The sequence below is a fragment of the Rhodoferax sp. genome, assembly GCF_028714215.1.
GTDB lineage: Bacteria > Pseudomonadota > Gammaproteobacteria > Burkholderiales > Burkholderiaceae_C > Rhodoferax.
In genome coordinates this window covers 1-14,699 of the sequence record NZ_JAQTMS010000013.1, presented here as the reverse complement: position 1 = coordinate 14,699, position 14,699 = coordinate 1, and the positions used below count along the sequence as shown (strand labels likewise).

General features: G+C 60.9%; 14 protein-coding genes. 10 read left to right on the top strand and 4 right to left on the bottom strand.

Features of this window, described 5'->3' with window-relative positions; genetic code table 11:
- Window positions 1–2: 2 nt before the first annotated feature.
- The gene (locus PHS32_RS08240; protein WP_301078441.1) at window positions 3–2,099 is read right to left on the bottom strand and encodes an RNB domain-containing ribonuclease; all 2,097 of its coding nucleotides are present in this window, start codon (window positions 2,097–2,099) and stop codon (window positions 3–5) included.
- 57 nt (window positions 2,100–2,156) lie between these two features.
- Window positions 2,157–2,753, bottom strand: a complete 597-nt coding sequence (locus PHS32_RS08235) for a YqiA/YcfP family alpha/beta fold hydrolase (protein WP_301078440.1) — start codon at window positions 2,751–2,753, stop codon at window positions 2,157–2,159.
- A 56-nt stretch (window positions 2,754–2,809) separates the two neighbouring features.
- On the opposite strand from PHS32_RS08235, the gene rodA reads away from it, so the two are divergent.
- The 3 genes from rodA to PHS32_RS08220 all read left to right on the top strand — a co-directional run bounded on the left by rodA (window position 2,810) and on the right by PHS32_RS08220 (window position 6,883).
- Entirely contained in the window at window positions 2,810–3,964 is a 1,155-nt protein-coding gene (rodA, locus tag PHS32_RS08230; RefSeq protein ID WP_301078439.1) for a rod shape-determining protein RodA, read from the top strand.
- Window positions 3,965–3,972: 8 nt separating this feature from the next.
- On the top strand, window positions 3,973–5,442 hold the full coding sequence (gene tldD / locus PHS32_RS08225; protein WP_301078438.1) for a metalloprotease TldD: 1,470 nt from the start codon (window positions 3,973–3,975) through the stop codon (window positions 5,440–5,442).
- Between the two features lie 301 nt (window positions 5,443–5,743).
- Window positions 5,744–6,883: a 3-deoxy-7-phosphoheptulonate synthase gene (locus PHS32_RS08220; RefSeq protein WP_301078437.1), complete on the top strand. Its 1,140-nt coding sequence runs from the start codon at window positions 5,744–5,746 to the stop codon at window positions 6,881–6,883.
- A gap of 52 nt (window positions 6,884–6,935) precedes the next feature.
- Here the strand turns inward: PHS32_RS08220 and mpl are convergent, their stop codons facing one another.
- Entirely contained in the window at window positions 6,936–8,321 is a 1,386-nt protein-coding gene (gene mpl, locus PHS32_RS08215; protein WP_301078436.1) for a UDP-N-acetylmuramate:L-alanyl-gamma-D-glutamyl-meso-diaminopimelate ligase, read from the bottom strand.
- Window positions 8,322–8,364: 43 nt separating this feature from the next.
- Between mpl and PHS32_RS08210 the strand changes: the two genes are divergently transcribed.
- The 7 genes from PHS32_RS08210 to PHS32_RS08180 all read left to right on the top strand — a co-directional run bounded on the left by PHS32_RS08210 (window position 8,365) and on the right by PHS32_RS08180 (window position 14,317).
- Window positions 8,365–8,958, top strand: coding sequence for a hypothetical protein (locus PHS32_RS08210; RefSeq protein ID WP_301078435.1), 594 nt, complete (start codon window positions 8,365–8,367; stop codon window positions 8,956–8,958).
- Window positions 8,955–9,521 carry a TlpA disulfide reductase family protein gene (locus PHS32_RS08205; RefSeq protein ID WP_301078434.1) on the top strand — a complete coding sequence of 189 codons (567 nt, stop codon included), beginning with the start codon at window positions 8,955–8,957 and terminating at the stop codon, window positions 9,519–9,521. The genes PHS32_RS08210 and PHS32_RS08205 overlap by 4 nt, the downstream gene beginning before the upstream one ends.
- Before the next feature lie 160 nt (window positions 9,522–9,681).
- Window positions 9,682–10,131: an acetyl-CoA carboxylase biotin carboxyl carrier protein gene (gene accB, locus PHS32_RS08200; protein ID WP_301078433.1), complete on the top strand. Its 450-nt coding sequence runs from the start codon at window positions 9,682–9,684 to the stop codon at window positions 10,129–10,131.
- Between the two features lie 18 nt (window positions 10,132–10,149).
- Complete coding sequence (gene accC, locus PHS32_RS08195; protein ID WP_301078432.1) at window positions 10,150–11,499, top strand: acetyl-CoA carboxylase biotin carboxylase subunit; 1,350 nt, start codon at window positions 10,150–10,152, stop codon at window positions 11,497–11,499.
- A 126-nt stretch (window positions 11,500–11,625) separates the two neighbouring features.
- Window positions 11,626–12,531 carry a 50S ribosomal protein L11 methyltransferase gene (gene prmA / locus PHS32_RS08190; RefSeq protein ID WP_301078431.1) on the top strand — a complete coding sequence of 302 codons (906 nt, stop codon included), beginning with the start codon at window positions 11,626–11,628 and terminating at the stop codon, window positions 12,529–12,531.
- Window positions 12,532–12,571: 40 nt separating this feature from the next.
- Entirely contained in the window at window positions 12,572–13,396 is an 825-nt protein-coding gene (locus PHS32_RS08185; protein ID WP_301078430.1) for a zinc-ribbon and DUF3426 domain-containing protein, read from the top strand.
- An 18-nt stretch (window positions 13,397–13,414) separates the two neighbouring features.
- On the top strand, window positions 13,415–14,317 hold the full coding sequence (locus tag PHS32_RS08180; protein ID WP_301078429.1) for a carbohydrate kinase family protein: 903 nt from the start codon (window positions 13,415–13,417) through the stop codon (window positions 14,315–14,317).
- A 61-nt stretch (window positions 14,318–14,378) separates the two neighbouring features.
- Here the strand turns inward: PHS32_RS08180 and PHS32_RS08175 are convergent.
- A partial coding sequence (locus PHS32_RS08175) for a histone (RefSeq protein ID WP_301078428.1) occupies window positions 14,379–14,699 on the bottom strand: 321 nt, incomplete at its 5' end.

Below are 14,699 nucleotides of genomic sequence, written 5' to 3'. Positions count from 1 at the left end.
GTTCACGGGGCTGGATTATCGCTGCCAGGGCTAGCGGCTTCGCTGTCGTTCTCGCGCAGGTCGACGGCAATCGCAATCGCAATCGGGCCGGCGGCGGCGCTTTCGTCATCTTCCTCGTCGCCGGCGGCGGCGTCGACCGCGCCTTCGGCCGCTGGCACGCTGTCCAGGCGCGCCAGCACGCTGCCACCGACATCCAGCGTCACCTCGTCAATGGCACCCAGCTTGACGCGCAGGCGCGCGCCCCGCGGCAGGCCCTGCGCACCCACGACCGGCAGCACCAGCGGCAGATCGTCGGAGCGCACCATGTTCTCCTTGAACACCGTGGCGGTAATTTCAGTGATGTTGTTTTGCTGCAAGTACTTGAGCGTCCAGAAGCGTTCCATCGCCCCCTGGTAAGCGTTGTAGGCGGAATAAGCGGCGTCGAAGCTGGAGATGATGGAAAACAGGTCAGCGTCCTTGGGCTTGAACGGCGCCGCCAGGGCCGCCGTCTTGCCATGACGGGCGCAGGCAATGATTTGCCACTGGTTCACCAGATCGGTGTAGCGACGCAGCGGCGAACTGCTCCAGGCGTAGCTTTTGACGCCGATGCCGGCATGCGGCAGGGCCTTGCTGCCCATGCGCACCTTGACGCCGGGCAGTAGCGAAGCCTGGCTGCGGTAAATGGCCGGCACGCCCAACTCGGCCAGCCAGTTGCCCCAGGTGCTGTTGGCCAGAATCATGGCCTCGGAGACGATCAGGTCCAGCGGCGCGCCACGCTGGCGCACGCTGATGCTGACTTGCTCATGGCCTTGCGGTTCGGCACCGTCGTTGCCCACCAGCCTGAAGTTGTAATCCGGCCGATTGAAAGTCTCGGGTTTGCCGCGCACCAGTTCACGAGCCGCCTTCAGATGCTTGGCCAGCCGGTATAAAAATGACAGCTGCGGGCGTTTGTGCTGTAAGGGCTGGGGGTCCATCCGGTGTGAAAAAGCGGGGTCCTCCAGCCACTCCTCGGTCACCACCGTGTCGAGCTGATCGTGCCGCAGATTGGCGCCGATGTGGACCCGCTCCAGCTTGGTCTCGCTGGCCTTGATCTCCAGGGTGGCCTCGTCCAGCGTGAGGTACAGGGATACCGCCGGGCAATCGCGCCCCTCTTGCAGCGTGTAACTCTGCACCACCTCGTCGGGCAGCATGGTGACCTTGTAGCCCGGCATGTAGACGGTGGACAAGCGGGCGCGGCCGATCAGGTCGATAGCGCTGCCGGGCACGATGGCCAGGCCCGGTGCCGCAATGTGGATACCCAGGCGGACGGTGCCGGAGCCCAGGCCTTGCACCGAGAGTGCGTCGTCGATCTCGGTGGTGGCCGAATCGTCGATGGAGAACGCGCGCGCCGTCGACAGGGGCAGTTCGTCGCGGATCGGCGGCGCCTCCAACTTGGCAAAACCGGTGCCCTTGGGAAAGTTCTCCAGCAGGAAGCGGCGCCAGTGAAACTGGTAAGGTGAATCAATGGCGCCGGCTTTGACCAGCAACTCCAGCACACCCAGATGGGTGGCGCGCGACGCCTCCACCACGGCCTTGTATTCGGGCGCATTCTTGTCCGGTTTGAACAATATCTTGTAAAGCTGCTCGCGCACCGGCGGCGGACAAATGCCCTGGCTCAGTTCCTTGACCCACTGCTCGGTCTGCAACGCAATCTGTTTCTTTTTCTCGATCGCCGCCAGCGCCTGGGCAATGATCTCAGCCGGCGCTTTACGGAAGCGCCCCTTGCCGGCGCGACGAAAGTAGTGCGGCGCCTCAAACAGACGCAGCAGCGTGCCGGCTTGCTGTTCCAGCGTGGCTTCCTTGCTGGCACTGCTGCTGAAATACTCGCGCGCCAGCTCGGCAAAACCAAACTCTTCATCGGGCGAAAACTCCCAGGCCAGCTCCAGCTCAATCGATTGGCTGATGGCTTGCGCCGACGCCAGCAATTGCGCCGGCGACGGTTTCTCGAACCGCAGCAGGATGTTGGCGGCCTTGACCTTGACCCGTTTGCCGCTGTCGAGCTCGACCTGCGCCGACGACTCCGCTTCCGACAGCACCCGGCCGGCCATGAATTTCCCGGCTTCTTCAAACAATAAAAACATAGACCGCATTGTCCCAGCAAAGCAGGCGCGGCGGCGCCGGACTCAATCCGAGCGGTTTCAGTCCAGCCCCAGGAACGCCATGACCGCCGGCAGGTGCCGTTCAAAGTCGCTCAGGGCGTGGTCGCCGCCTTCCAGCAAACGGATATGGGCGCCGGCGTAGCGCGCATGCATTTCGCGCCAGTCCAGCAACTCGTCGCCTTTGGCAATCACCACCATGTAACGCTGCGCCTGCGTCAGTTCCGGTAGCGCCAGATCGCGCAACTCCTGGACGAATTCGCTGCGGAAGAAAAAGCGCTGGGTCGGGTCGTGCCAGTTGCTTTGCTCGCCGATGTAGGTTTGCAGATCGCGTGCCGGATCAACCGCCGGATTGAGCAGCACCGCCCGGCAGCCGGTGGTCTGCGCCACCCAGGTCGCGTAAAACCCGCCCAGCGAAGAGCCCACCACCGCCATGCTGGCGCGCGGCCAGTCGGCAATGCCCCGCAGCACCTCGGCCATGGCCTGGCGTGGCGAGGGTGGCAGTTGCGGGCAGCACCAGGTCACGCTCGGGTGCCGGGCCGCCATGTGGCGCGCCATCAGGCTGGCCTTCTTTGACTGCGGCGAGGAGCGAAAACCATGCAGGTAAAGCAGATGGGTGATCGGTGGCTGAAGTGACATGGCCGCATCATAGTGGCGCCAACCGCCGGATTGGCGTGGCAAGGGATAATCAGGCCATGGCAGTCGTATTTAAAAACCCATCGCTCTGGCAGCGCCTGACGCCCTGGTTTCGCGGCTTTGACGGCCCGCTGGCATTTGCCGTCTTTTTGCTCGCCTGTATCGGTTTGCTGACCATGTATTCGTCCGGCTACGACCAGGGCACCCGGTTTGAGGATCACGGCCGCAACATGCTGCTGGCCGGCACCATTTTGTTCGTCGTGGCGCAGATTCCGCCGCAACGCTTGATGTCGCTGGCGCTGCCCTTGTACGTGGCGGGCGTGACGCTGCTGATTGCCGTGGCGATTTTTGGCGTTACAAAGAAGGGCGCGCGGCGCTGGCTCAATGTGGGCGTCACCATCCAACCCAGTGAAATCCTGAAGATCGCCGTGCCGCTGACGCTGGCCTGGTGGTTCCAGAAGCGCGAAGGCCAGCTGCGCCCGCTCGACTTTGCAGTCGCCGCGGCGTTACTGGCGCTGCCGATCGCCCTGATCGTGCGCCAGCCCGACCTGGGCACCGCCATTCTGGTGCTGTCGGCCGGCCTGTCGATCATTTTTTTCGCCGGCCTGTCCTGGAAGTGGATCTTGCCGCCGCTGCTGCTGGGCGTGCTGGGCGTCGCGCTGGTGGTCGGTTTTGAGCCGCAGTTGTGCGCCGAAGGCGTGCGTTGGCCGGTTTTGCACGATTACCAGCAGCAACGCATCTGCACCTTGCTGGACCCCACCCGTGACCCCTTGGGCAAGGGCTTTCACATCATCCAGGGCATGATCGCGATTGGCTCCGGCGGCTTCTGGGGCAAGGGCTTCATGCAAGGCACGCAGACCCATCTGGAGTTCATACCCGAGCGCACCACCGACTTTATATTTGCCGCTTTTTCCGAGGAGTTCGGTCTGTTCGGCAACCTGCTGCTGATCGCGGTCTTTGGCTTCCTGATCCTGCGCGGTCTGACCATTGCACTGGAAGCGCCAACCTTGTTTTCCAGACTGCTGGCGGGCAGCATCACGCTGATATTTTTCACCTACGCCTTTGTCAACATGGGCATGGTGAGCGGCATTTTGCCGGTGGTGGGCGTTCCCCTGCCCTTCATCAGCTACGGTGGCACCGCCATGGCGACACTGGGCATGGGGCTGGGGATATTGATGTCGATCGCCAAGTCGAAACGACTGGTGCAGTCGTAAAATCAAGCATGATCTCTCGCGAACCCACCATTGAACGCTTGGCCATCGCCAAGTCCCTGTTGCTCACGCCGTTCGGCCTGGACGAATCCCACCTGACCCGGGCGCTGGCGGAAATCAAGGCGCACCGGGTCAACGAAGCCGATCTTTACTTCCAGTACACCCGCTCCGAGGGCTGGAGCCTGGAAGAGGGCATTGTCAAAACCGGCTCCTTCAGCATCGATCAAGGCGTCGGCGTGCGGGCCGTCTGTGGCGAGAAGACGGCGTTTGCCTATTCCGACGACATCTCCGAGGCCTCGCTGCTGGACGCAGCCCGCACGGTTCGAACCATTTCCAGCGCGGCGCAGGCCGGGCGGGTCCGCAGCGCGACAAAAGTGGCGCGCGCTCGCTCGCTGTACCCGGGCCTGGACCCGATTGCCACTTTGGACAGCGCCAGCAAGGTTGCCTTGCTGGGAACCGTGGAGCGTCTGGCGCGCGCCAAGGATCCGCGCGTGGCCCAGGTCATGGCGGGGCTGGCCAGCGAATACGACGTGGTGCTGGTGGCGCGTGCCGATGGCACGCTGGCGGCCGATGTGCGGCCGCTGGTGCGTTTGTCGGTGACCGTCATCGCAGAGCAGACCATTGGCGGGAAGAGCCGCCGCGAAATGGGCTCTGCCGGCGGCGGCGGGCGCTTTGGCCTGGCCTATTTTGACGCGGCACGGATAGTCCAGTATGTGGACGAGGCGGTGCATGCCGCGCTGACCAATCTGGAGGCGCATGCCGCGCCGGCCGGCGAAATGACCGTGGTACTAGGTCCGGGTTGGCCCGGTATTTTGCTGCATGAGGCGATTGGGCACGGCTTGGAGGGCGACTTCAACCGCAAGGGTTCGAGTGCGTTCAGCGGCCGCATTGGGCAGCGCGTGGCGGCCAAAGGCGTCACAGTGCTGGATGACGGCACCCTGGCGGAGCGTCGCGGCTCACTCAATGTGGACGACGAAGGCAACGCCAGTCAGCGCAACGTGCTGATTGAGGACGGCATTCTCAAGGGCTACATTCAGGATGCCATGAATGCGCGCTTGATGGGCGTCGCGACCACCGGCAACGGGCGGCGCGAAAGCTATGCCTGTGTCCCGATGCCGCGCATGACCAACACCTACATGCTGGGCGGCGACAAGGATCCGAAGGAAATCATTGCCAGCATCAAAAAAGGCCTGTACGCCAGCAACTTCGGCGGTGGTCAGGTGGACATTACGTCGGGCAAATTCGTCTTCTCGGCGAGCGAAGCCTATTGGGTCGAGAACGGCAAAATTCTGTACCCGGTGCGGGGCGCCACCATCGTCGGCAATGGCCCGGACGCCCTGACCCGCGTCAGCATGATCGGCAACGACATGAAACTCGACAGCGGTGTCGGCACCTGCGGCAAAGAAGGCCAGAGCGTGCCGGTCGGCGTCGGCCAGCCGACCCTGCGCATTGACGGCTTGACGGTGGGCGGCACCGCCTGAAGCCTTGTGCTTGCGATCATCGGGATGACCCACCCTCATGCCGACGACGGCTTTGGACTGTGCTACATTTGACGCCATGAAGTCAGCCCGGTTTTACTTTAGCTATTTTTGGTTCTCAAGCGCCTGCGGCGGTAGAGAGTTCTGAACGTACCCAAAGAAAACGTCCTGATCTTCCAATAACCGCCGGCACCCCCGGCGGTTTTTTTATGCCTTTTTGACTTTACTTGACTGAAACCTTGCCCGACAGACCGCAGCTACGTGAAACAGGTTGCTCGGTCGTCCACCCTTTAGGAAGCTCACGATGAAATCACAAGCCACTGTCGCCAGCACCGATGCCTGGTATGCGAACCCGGTTGCCCACTCCACCGACCGCACCGGTCAGACCGACGACGAACGCATCAAGGACATCACCGTGTTACCGCCACCCGAGCACTTAATTCGCTTCTTCCCGATTCAAGGCACGGCGGCCGAATCGCTGATCGGCATGACACGCCGGCGCATCCACGACATCATGTCCGGCACCAATGACCGCTTGCTGGTGGTGATTGGCCCCTGCTCGATCCACGATCCGGCGGCGGCACTGGACTATGCGCGGCGGCTCAAAGCGCAGCGCGAAAAATATGCCGGCACGCTGGAAATCGTGATGCGGGTCTATTTTGAAAAACCGCGTACCACGATCGGCTGGAAAGGCCTGATCAACGACCCCTACCTGGACGAGACTTTTCGCATCGACGAAGGCCTGCGCATGGCGCGTCAGTTGCTGATTGAAATCAACCGCTTGGGCTTGCCGGCCGGTAGCGAGTTTCTGGATGTCATTTCTCCCCAGTACCTGGGCGATCTGATCTCCTGGGGTGCGATTGGAGCGCGTACCACCGAAAGTCAGGTGCACCGCGAACTGGCGTCCGGCTTGTCGGCCCCGATCGGTTTCAAAAACGGCACCGACGGCAACATCAAAATCGCCACCGACGCGATTCAGGCGGCGGCCGGCGGGCACCATTTTTTGTCGGTTCACAAGAACGGGCAAGTGGCGATTGTGCAAACCAATGGCAACCCCGACTGTCACGTCATCCTGCGCGGCGGCAAGGCGCCCAACTACGACGCGGCCAGTGTGGCAGCCGCCTGCAAAGGCCTGAAACTGGCGAAACTGCCGGCCACCCTGATGGTGGACTGCAGCCACGCCAACAGCAGCAAGCAGCACGAGAAGCAACTCGACGTGGCAGCTGATATTGCGGCCCAGATTGCGGCCGGCTCGACCAGCATCTTTGGCGTGATGGTGGAGAGCAATCTGCATGCCGGTGCCCAAAAATTCACCCCGGGCAAGGACGACTCCCTGCAACTGGAATACGGCAAGAGCATCACCGACGCCTGTCTGGGCTGGGATGACTCGCTGCGGGCGCTGGAGGTCTTGTCAAACGCCGTTCAGGCGCGGCGCAAACCTTAGAACTTGTCCGTAATCAGTTGGGGACAGAGCTGAAGATCTGTCCCGCAAGCAGCTAAGTTTTTTCCAATACCTGGAGCAGTTTGAGGTGTATGCCGCCAAAGCCGCCATTGCTCATGCACAGGATATGGTCACCGGCTCGCGCCTGGGCCACGACCTGAGCCACCAGCGCCTCAATGCTGTCCGCCACTTGCGCCCTGGCGCCCATGCCGGCCAAGGCTTCACGCGCATCCCAGCCCAGCGCGCCGCCGTGGCAAAACGCCAGATCGGCGTCTTCCAGGCTCCAGGGAAGCTGGGCCTTCATGGTGCCCAGCTTCATGGTGTTGGAGCGCGGCTCAAAAACCGCCAGGATGCGCCCACTGTGCCCGACCTTGCGGCGCAGCCCATTCAGCGTGGTCCGAATGGCCGTCGGGTGGTGGGCAAAGTCATCGTAAACGGTGATGCTGCCACCGGGACGTTGCACGCTGCCGCGCAGTTCCAGCCGCCGCTTCACATTTTCAAAGCGGCCCAAGGCGTCGGCGGCAAGCGCGGGTGAAACGCCGACGTGCTGGGCCGCCGCAATGGCCGCCAGCGCATTGAGCTGGTTATGCACGCCGGTAAGCGCCCACTTCACATGACCGGCAACCTGCCCCTGGTACAACACATCAAAGGCATCGGGCTCACCGGCGGCAGTGAAATCACTGACGGCCGCGCCAAAGCTGCGAACCTCGCTCCAGCAGCCCATGTGCAACACCCGCGCCAGACTTTCCTCCAGAGCGTTGACCAGCACGCGCCCGCTGGCGGGTACGGTACGCAGCAGGTGGTGAAACTGGCGCTCGATCGCCGCCAGATTGTCAAAAATATCGGCGTGGTCGAATTCGAGGTTGTTAAGCACCGCTGTACGCGGCCGGTAATGCACAAATTTGCTGCGCTTGTCGAAGAAAGCGGTGTCGTATTCGTCGGCTTCAATCACGAATGTAGGACCTTTGCCGAGGCGGGCAGAGACGCCAAAGTTCAGTGGCACGCCGCCGATCAGAAAACCGGGTTGCAGACCGGCAGATTCAAGGATCCAGGCGATCATGGCCGTGGTGGTGGTTTTACCGTGGGTACCGGCCACGGCAATCACATGCCTGCCCTGCAACACCTGTTCGGCCAGCCATTGCGGGCCGCTGGTGTAAAGCAGCCCGGCATCCAGGATGGCTTCCATCAGAGGAAACTTCGGACTGCCGTCGCTCAGATGCGCGCGGCTAAGCATATTGCCAACCACGAAAATGTCCGGCTGGAGGGCCAGCTGGTCGACGCCGAAACCTTCTATCAGGTCAATGCCCAGGGCGCGCAACTGATCGCTCATGGGCGGATAGACGCCGGCATCGCAACCGGTGACCTTGTGACCCGCTTCGCGCGCCAGCGCGGCCAGGCCACCCATGAAGGTGCCGCAAATGCCAAGAATATGAATGTGCATGCGCGAATTTTAGGCTGACACAACAGGGGCAGAATACGGCCTTATGGATACCCTGAAGTCAGAAATCTCGGCTGCCGCGGCCCGGCTGGTGGTGGAAGAGGGGCTCGAATATGGCGCCGCCAAGCGCCGTGCCGTCAAGCAACTGGGCTTGCCGGGGCGTAGCGCGTTACCCGGCAATGACGAAATCGAATCGGCTGTGATGGAACACATCGCGCTTTTCTGCGCCCAGACACAGGCCCGCGAACTGCGGGCACTGCGCCGCCTGGCCCTGACCTGGATGGAACGCCTGGCGGCGTTTCGGCCCCACTTGGGAGGAGCCGTATGGCACGGCACGGCAACCCGTTTGTCAGATATCTACATCCAGTTGTTTTGTGATGACAGCAAATCGACTGAAATTTCCCTGCTTGACCAACGGGTGAATTATGTGCCGCGCACCGTCACCGGCCTGCATGGCGAACCGGTGGAAGCACTCAGCGTGCATGCTTTCTGCCCGGACTTGAACGAAGAGGTGGGCTTGCATTTGCTGATTTATGACCGCGATGACCAGCGTGGCGCGCTACGGCCCGACGCCAAAGGGCGCAGCCCGCGAGGCGATCTGGCGGCGGTTCGGCGTTTATTGCATGATAGTCAACCATGACCGATACAACGCCAAGCTCCGGGATCGCAGAAACCGCCCTGCAAAACCGCAGGCGCTGGCTGCTGCGCGCAGTCGCCGCCGCGGCCACTTTGGCAGGTGCCGGCCTGGCTTGGCGAACTTCCAGGTCGCCAGAACCGCCACAAGCCATTGACTCGGAATTCTGGCGGTTGGAGTTTGCCACCCCGGACGGTGCCACGCTCCACATGGGCGCCCTGCGTGGCAAGCCTCTGCTGCTAAATTTCTGGGCCAGCTGGTGTCCACCCTGCGTAGAGGAACTCCCGCTATTAAACGGCTTCTTCAATCAAAATTCCGCCAACGGATGGCAGGTTATTGGATTGGCGGTTGATCAGCTCGACCCCGTGAAGCAATTTTTGGCTCGCACCCCGGTCACCTTCCCGGTCGCCATGGCAGGAAATTCCGGGATCGAGATCAGCCGATCCCTGGGGAACCTGATAGGCGGTTTACCGTTCACCGTGGTGGTGAGTTCCAGTGGGCAGCTGGTGCATCGTAAAATGGGCAAGGTGACGCCCAATGAGTTGCATGCTTGGGCGCTGCTGAAGTAGCCCTGGATTGCGTAGAGTTCGCACTGACCGGGCTCATCAGGAGGTCTCTACGGGACACTGGGAGATCTTCGGGTACGATTAAAATAATAGAAGAAGACAGTATTTTGATCTAATTTAATGTAAATTAGACGCCTGTTACTTGAAATTCGTTGGAGACCTCATGGATCTAAGAAAACTGAAAACACTGATTGACCTGGTATCGGAATCAAATGTTTCGGAACTGGAAATCACGGAAGCAGAGGGCAAGGTCCGCATTGTCAAGGGCGGCGGCGCCGTTCCCCAGCATTACGCCATGCCGGCGCCAGCACCGGTCAACATCCCCGGACCGGGCTTGACGCCGGCAGAACCTGCCGCAGCGCCGGCGCCCGCAGTTGTCGGCCATAGCGTCAAATCGCCCATGGTGGGTACCTTCTACCGGGCCGCCTCGCCAGGTGCCAAGTCTTTTGTGGAAATCGGCGACTCGATCAAGGTCGGCCAAACGGTATGCATTATCGAGGCGATGAAGATTCTCAACGAAATCGAGTCTGATAAATCAGGCGTTGTGACCCAGATTCTGTGCGAGAACGGACAAGCCGTCGAATACGGCCAGCCTTTGTTCGTGATTGAGTGAGGTTAAACGTCACTGTTTATGTTCAAAAAAATCCTGGTTGCCAATCGGGGCGAGATTGCCCTCAGAATTCAGCGCGCCTGTCGGGAACTCGGCGTCCGCGCGGTGATGGTCTATTCGGAGGCTGACCGTGAGGCCAAATACGTCAGACTGGCCGACGAAGCGGTGTGCATCGGGCCGGCCCAGTCGGCACTCAGCTATCTGAACATGCCGGCCATCATTTCGGCGGCTGAAGTGACGGACGCGGAGGCGATCCATCCCGGTTATGGTTTTTTGAGCGAAAACGCCGATTTTGCGGAACGGGTGGAAAAAAGCGGCTTTCAGTTCATTGGGCCGACACCCGAGTCGATCCGGCTGATGGGCGACAAGGTGTCAGCCAAGCAGGCGATGATCAAGGCGGGGGTTCCTTGCGTGCCCGGTTCGGAAGGTGAACTGCCAGACGATCCGCTGCAAATTCGTCGCATTGCGAAGGCAGTTGGCTACCCGGTCATCATCAAGGCGGCTGGCGGGGGCGGCGGGCGTGGCATGCGCGTGGTGCACACCGAAGCGGCCCTGGTGAATGCCGTCGCAATGACCAAGGCGGAAGCTGGCGCGGCGTTCGGCAATTCCGCCGTGTACCTGGAAAAATTTCTGCAAAACCCCAGGCATATCGAGATCCAGATTCTGGCCGACAAGTTCAAAAATGCGGTTTACCTTGGTGAGCGCGATTGCTCAATGCAGCGGCGACATCAAAAAATCATCGAGGAAGCGCCGGCACCCGGTATTGCGCGCAAGCTGATCGAACGCCTGGGTGAACGCTGCGTAACGGCGTGCAAGAAGATCGGCTACCGTGGCGCCGGAACTTTCGAGTTTCTGTATGAAGACGGGGAGTTCTACTTCATTGAGATGAATACCCGGGTCCAGGTTGAGCATCCGGTGACGGAAATGATCACCGGGGTCGATATCGTCAAGACCCAGATCATGGTTGCAGCCGGCGAAAAACTGCCCTTCACACAACGTCAGATCCAGATTCGAGGTCACGCCATCGAGTGTCGCGTGAATGCGGAAGACCCCTACAAATTCACCCCTTCACCGGGTCGGATCAGCATGTGGCACCCGCCGGGGGGGCCGGGCGTGCGGGTCGACTCGCACATCTATACCAATTATTTTGTCCCGTCCAATTACGATTCAATGATTGGCAAAATCATTGTCCACGGGGATACCCGCGAACAGGCTTTGGTGCGCATGCAAACGGCACTCGGCGAAACGGTGGTGGAAGGCATCAACACCAACATTGCCCTGCACCGGGAACTGATGGTGGATGCAAAATTCCTGTCCGGCGGCACCAACATTCATTACCTTGAAGAGTGGCTGAGCCAGCACCAACGCTAAACTGGAAGCTTGTGGGCCAGACCCGATCTGCCATTGATGGATTGCGGGTCAGGCCCGCAATGACAACGCCCCATCCGTTGCTGTGCAACAGTGTCGCTATTTTCTGAAACATCAATAGTGCTATCCATGTTTGAACTCAGTCTGCTATGCCGGCAAGATCAGGTCGAAACCCTGAGCGATGCTCTTGAAGCCTTGGACGCCTTGAGCGTCAGTGTGGAAGACGCTGACGCCCAGACCGATGCCGAGCAGGCCTTGTTTGGAGAACCCGGCATGCCGCCGCCGCAGGACGGCTGGCAGCGCTCCCGGTTATCGGCCCTGTATGCCTCCGAGGCTTTGGCGAAAAATGCGCTGGGCCTGTTGCAGGTTCAGGATTTTTTTGCCGACTGCAAGACGCTGGCGTTACGGGAAGTGCCGGAACAGGACTGGGTGCGCTTGACCCAGTCGCAGTTCGCGCCGGTCGATATCACGCCGGAGTTCTGGATTGTGCCAACCTGGCACGAACCCCCGGCGCAGGCCCGCGTCATCATCCGGCTCGATCCGGGTCTGGCGTTTGGCACCGGCACGCACCCGACGACCCGGATGTGTTTGCGCTGGATTGCGCGACATGGGCAAGTGGGCGCCTCGCTTGCGGCAAACAGACTCGGCCGGGTGCTCGATTATGGCTGCGGCTCCGGTATTCTTGCCATCGCTGCGGCCAAACATGGTGCCACCGACATTGACGCGGTCGACATCGACACGGCCGCGGTCCAATCCACGGTTCAGAACGCACAAGCCAATCAGGTCAGGCTGCACACCGGTTTGCCTGACATCGTAACGGGCAGTTATCAGACTGTGTTGGCCAACATTTTGGCGACCCCCCTGAAGCTGCTGGCACCGCTGCTTTGGTCGCGGCTGGCGCCGGCCGGATCGCTGGTGTTGGCCGGTATCCTCGAGCGCCAGGCCGATGAACTCAAAGAGGCCTACACCCCGTACTGCCAACTTGACATTTCGGATCAGGAAGATGGCTGGATTCTGATGACCGCAACCCGCTGATTGGCCTGGGGCTGGGCTCTACAATTCCGGGCAAATGAGCATGATCACACGTTGCCCGGGATGCCAGACCCTGTTCAAGGTGGTGCCCGATCAACTTCGGATTTCTGAAGGCTGGGTTCGATGCGGGCAATGCGATGCAATTTTTGATGCCTCGCTGCATCTGGTACCGCAGGCGCCGGACGCCCTGCCACAGAATGCCGACAGCGCCCCCCCATCGACCCCGGTGGATGGCGGTACTGCAACGCCGGAATTGGCATCGGCGCAGCCCGAGCCCATGATCCCGACTGAGCCGGATTCCAACGAAGACCAGGGCCCGGCTCTTCAGAGCACCACCGAATCGGGCGAAGTTTCTTTTCTGCGCAAGCCGCGTCAGGACACCTTGTGGCACAAGCCACTGGTGCGCGTTGCCCTGGCATTGCTAAGCCTGACGCTACTGCTGACTTTGGCCGGACAAATTGTGTTCCACGAGCGCGACCGGATAGCAGCCCAGCAACCGGACCTCAAACCATGGCTGCTGGCGTTTTGCGAGGCCTTCAATTGCCAGCTGTCGGCGCTGCGGCAGAAAGACTCGGTGCTGATCGACAGCGCCTCGTTTACCAAACTCAGGGAAGACGCCTACCGCCTGAATTTCACGCTAAAAAATACGGCCGCCGTGGCACTGGCGTTACCGGCGATCGAATTGACGTTGACCGATTCGCGCGATCAGCCGGTGCTGCGACGAGTCTTGCGGGCGACCGAACTGGGCGTCGGATCGGATTCCCTGGCAGCCGCCTCCGAGCGGCCGATTTCACTTGCTCTGGCTGTCAATGTCCCGGCTACCGCCGAGCGCATCGTCGGCTACCGTGTATATGCTTTTTATCCTTGAACTCAACCTGTAAAAACTATGGCTTCCATCATCTGTGGCTCACTGGCCTTTGACACCATCATGAACTTCGAGGGCCGCTTTGCCGAGCAAATACTGCCCGATCAATTGCACATTTTGAATGTGTCGTTTCTGGTGCCTGCACTGCGCCGTGATTTTGGCGGCTGCGCCGGCAACATTGCCTATGCACTCAAGCAACTTGGCGGAACCGCCTTACCCATGGCCACGCTTGGCAGCGATGGCGGCAGCTACCTGGAACGGCTGGCCGGTCAGGGCATCTCCACCGAATTCGTGCGCACCATTGACAGCGCTTACACGGCACAGGCAATGATCATCACGGACCGCGACAACAACCAGATCAATGGCTTTCACCCCGGCGCCATGGAGCACGCGCATCTGACCTCGATTGCGGCTCGCGGCGACATCAAACTCGGCATCATCGCGCCCGATGGACGCGATGCGATGTGGCAACATGCCGGGCAGTTTGCCATGGCCGGGATCCCTTTTGTCTTCGACCCGGGACAGCAACTCCCGAGGTTTGACGGGACGGAACTCAAGGCACTGCTGGGCCAGGCCAGTTGGGTCACGGTGAATGATTACGAAGGCCGGATGCTGAGTGATCGCACCGGCTGGGGTTACGCCGAGATTTCGCATCACGTGCGAGGACTGATCGTCACCCTGGGCGCCGAAGGCTGTGAGGTATGGGTTGACAGCAAAAAGACCCATGTTCCGGCGGTCAAGGCCGCGGCGCTGGTCGATCCCACCGGCTGCGGTGACGCGTTTCGAGGTGCCTTGCTGTTCGGACTGGAGCAGGGCTGGTCACTGGAACGTTGCGCGGTACTCGGAAACCGTTTGGGCGCACTCAAAATTGCAGGACGCGGACCCCAGAACTACACGGTCGATTTGAAATTGCTCGGTTTGTAGCGCTCAAGAAAAAGCCCGATGCGGTTAAGCATCGGGCTTGGAGCAGAACCTGCCTAGAGGTTCAAGGCTTGTTAGCCGTCGGAAATGGCCAAGCGGCCTGCGGGCTCAAAGTGGTCTGAGCAGCGGGGGCAGCTGGGGCAGGCGCTGCCTTGGCAGCGGGTGCTTTCGCGGCTTTCTTCGCGGCCGGCTTCTTGGCTGCTTTCTTGGCTACCGGTTTCTTGGCAGCCGGTTTCTTGGCTACAGCAGCCTTCTTGGCAGGCACCTTCTTGGCAGCAGCCTTCTTAGCTGGTGCAGCCTTCTTAGCTGGTGCAGCCTTCTTAGCTGGTGCAGCCTTCTTAGCTGGTGCAGCCTTCTTAGCCGGTGCAGCCTTCTTAGCCGGTGC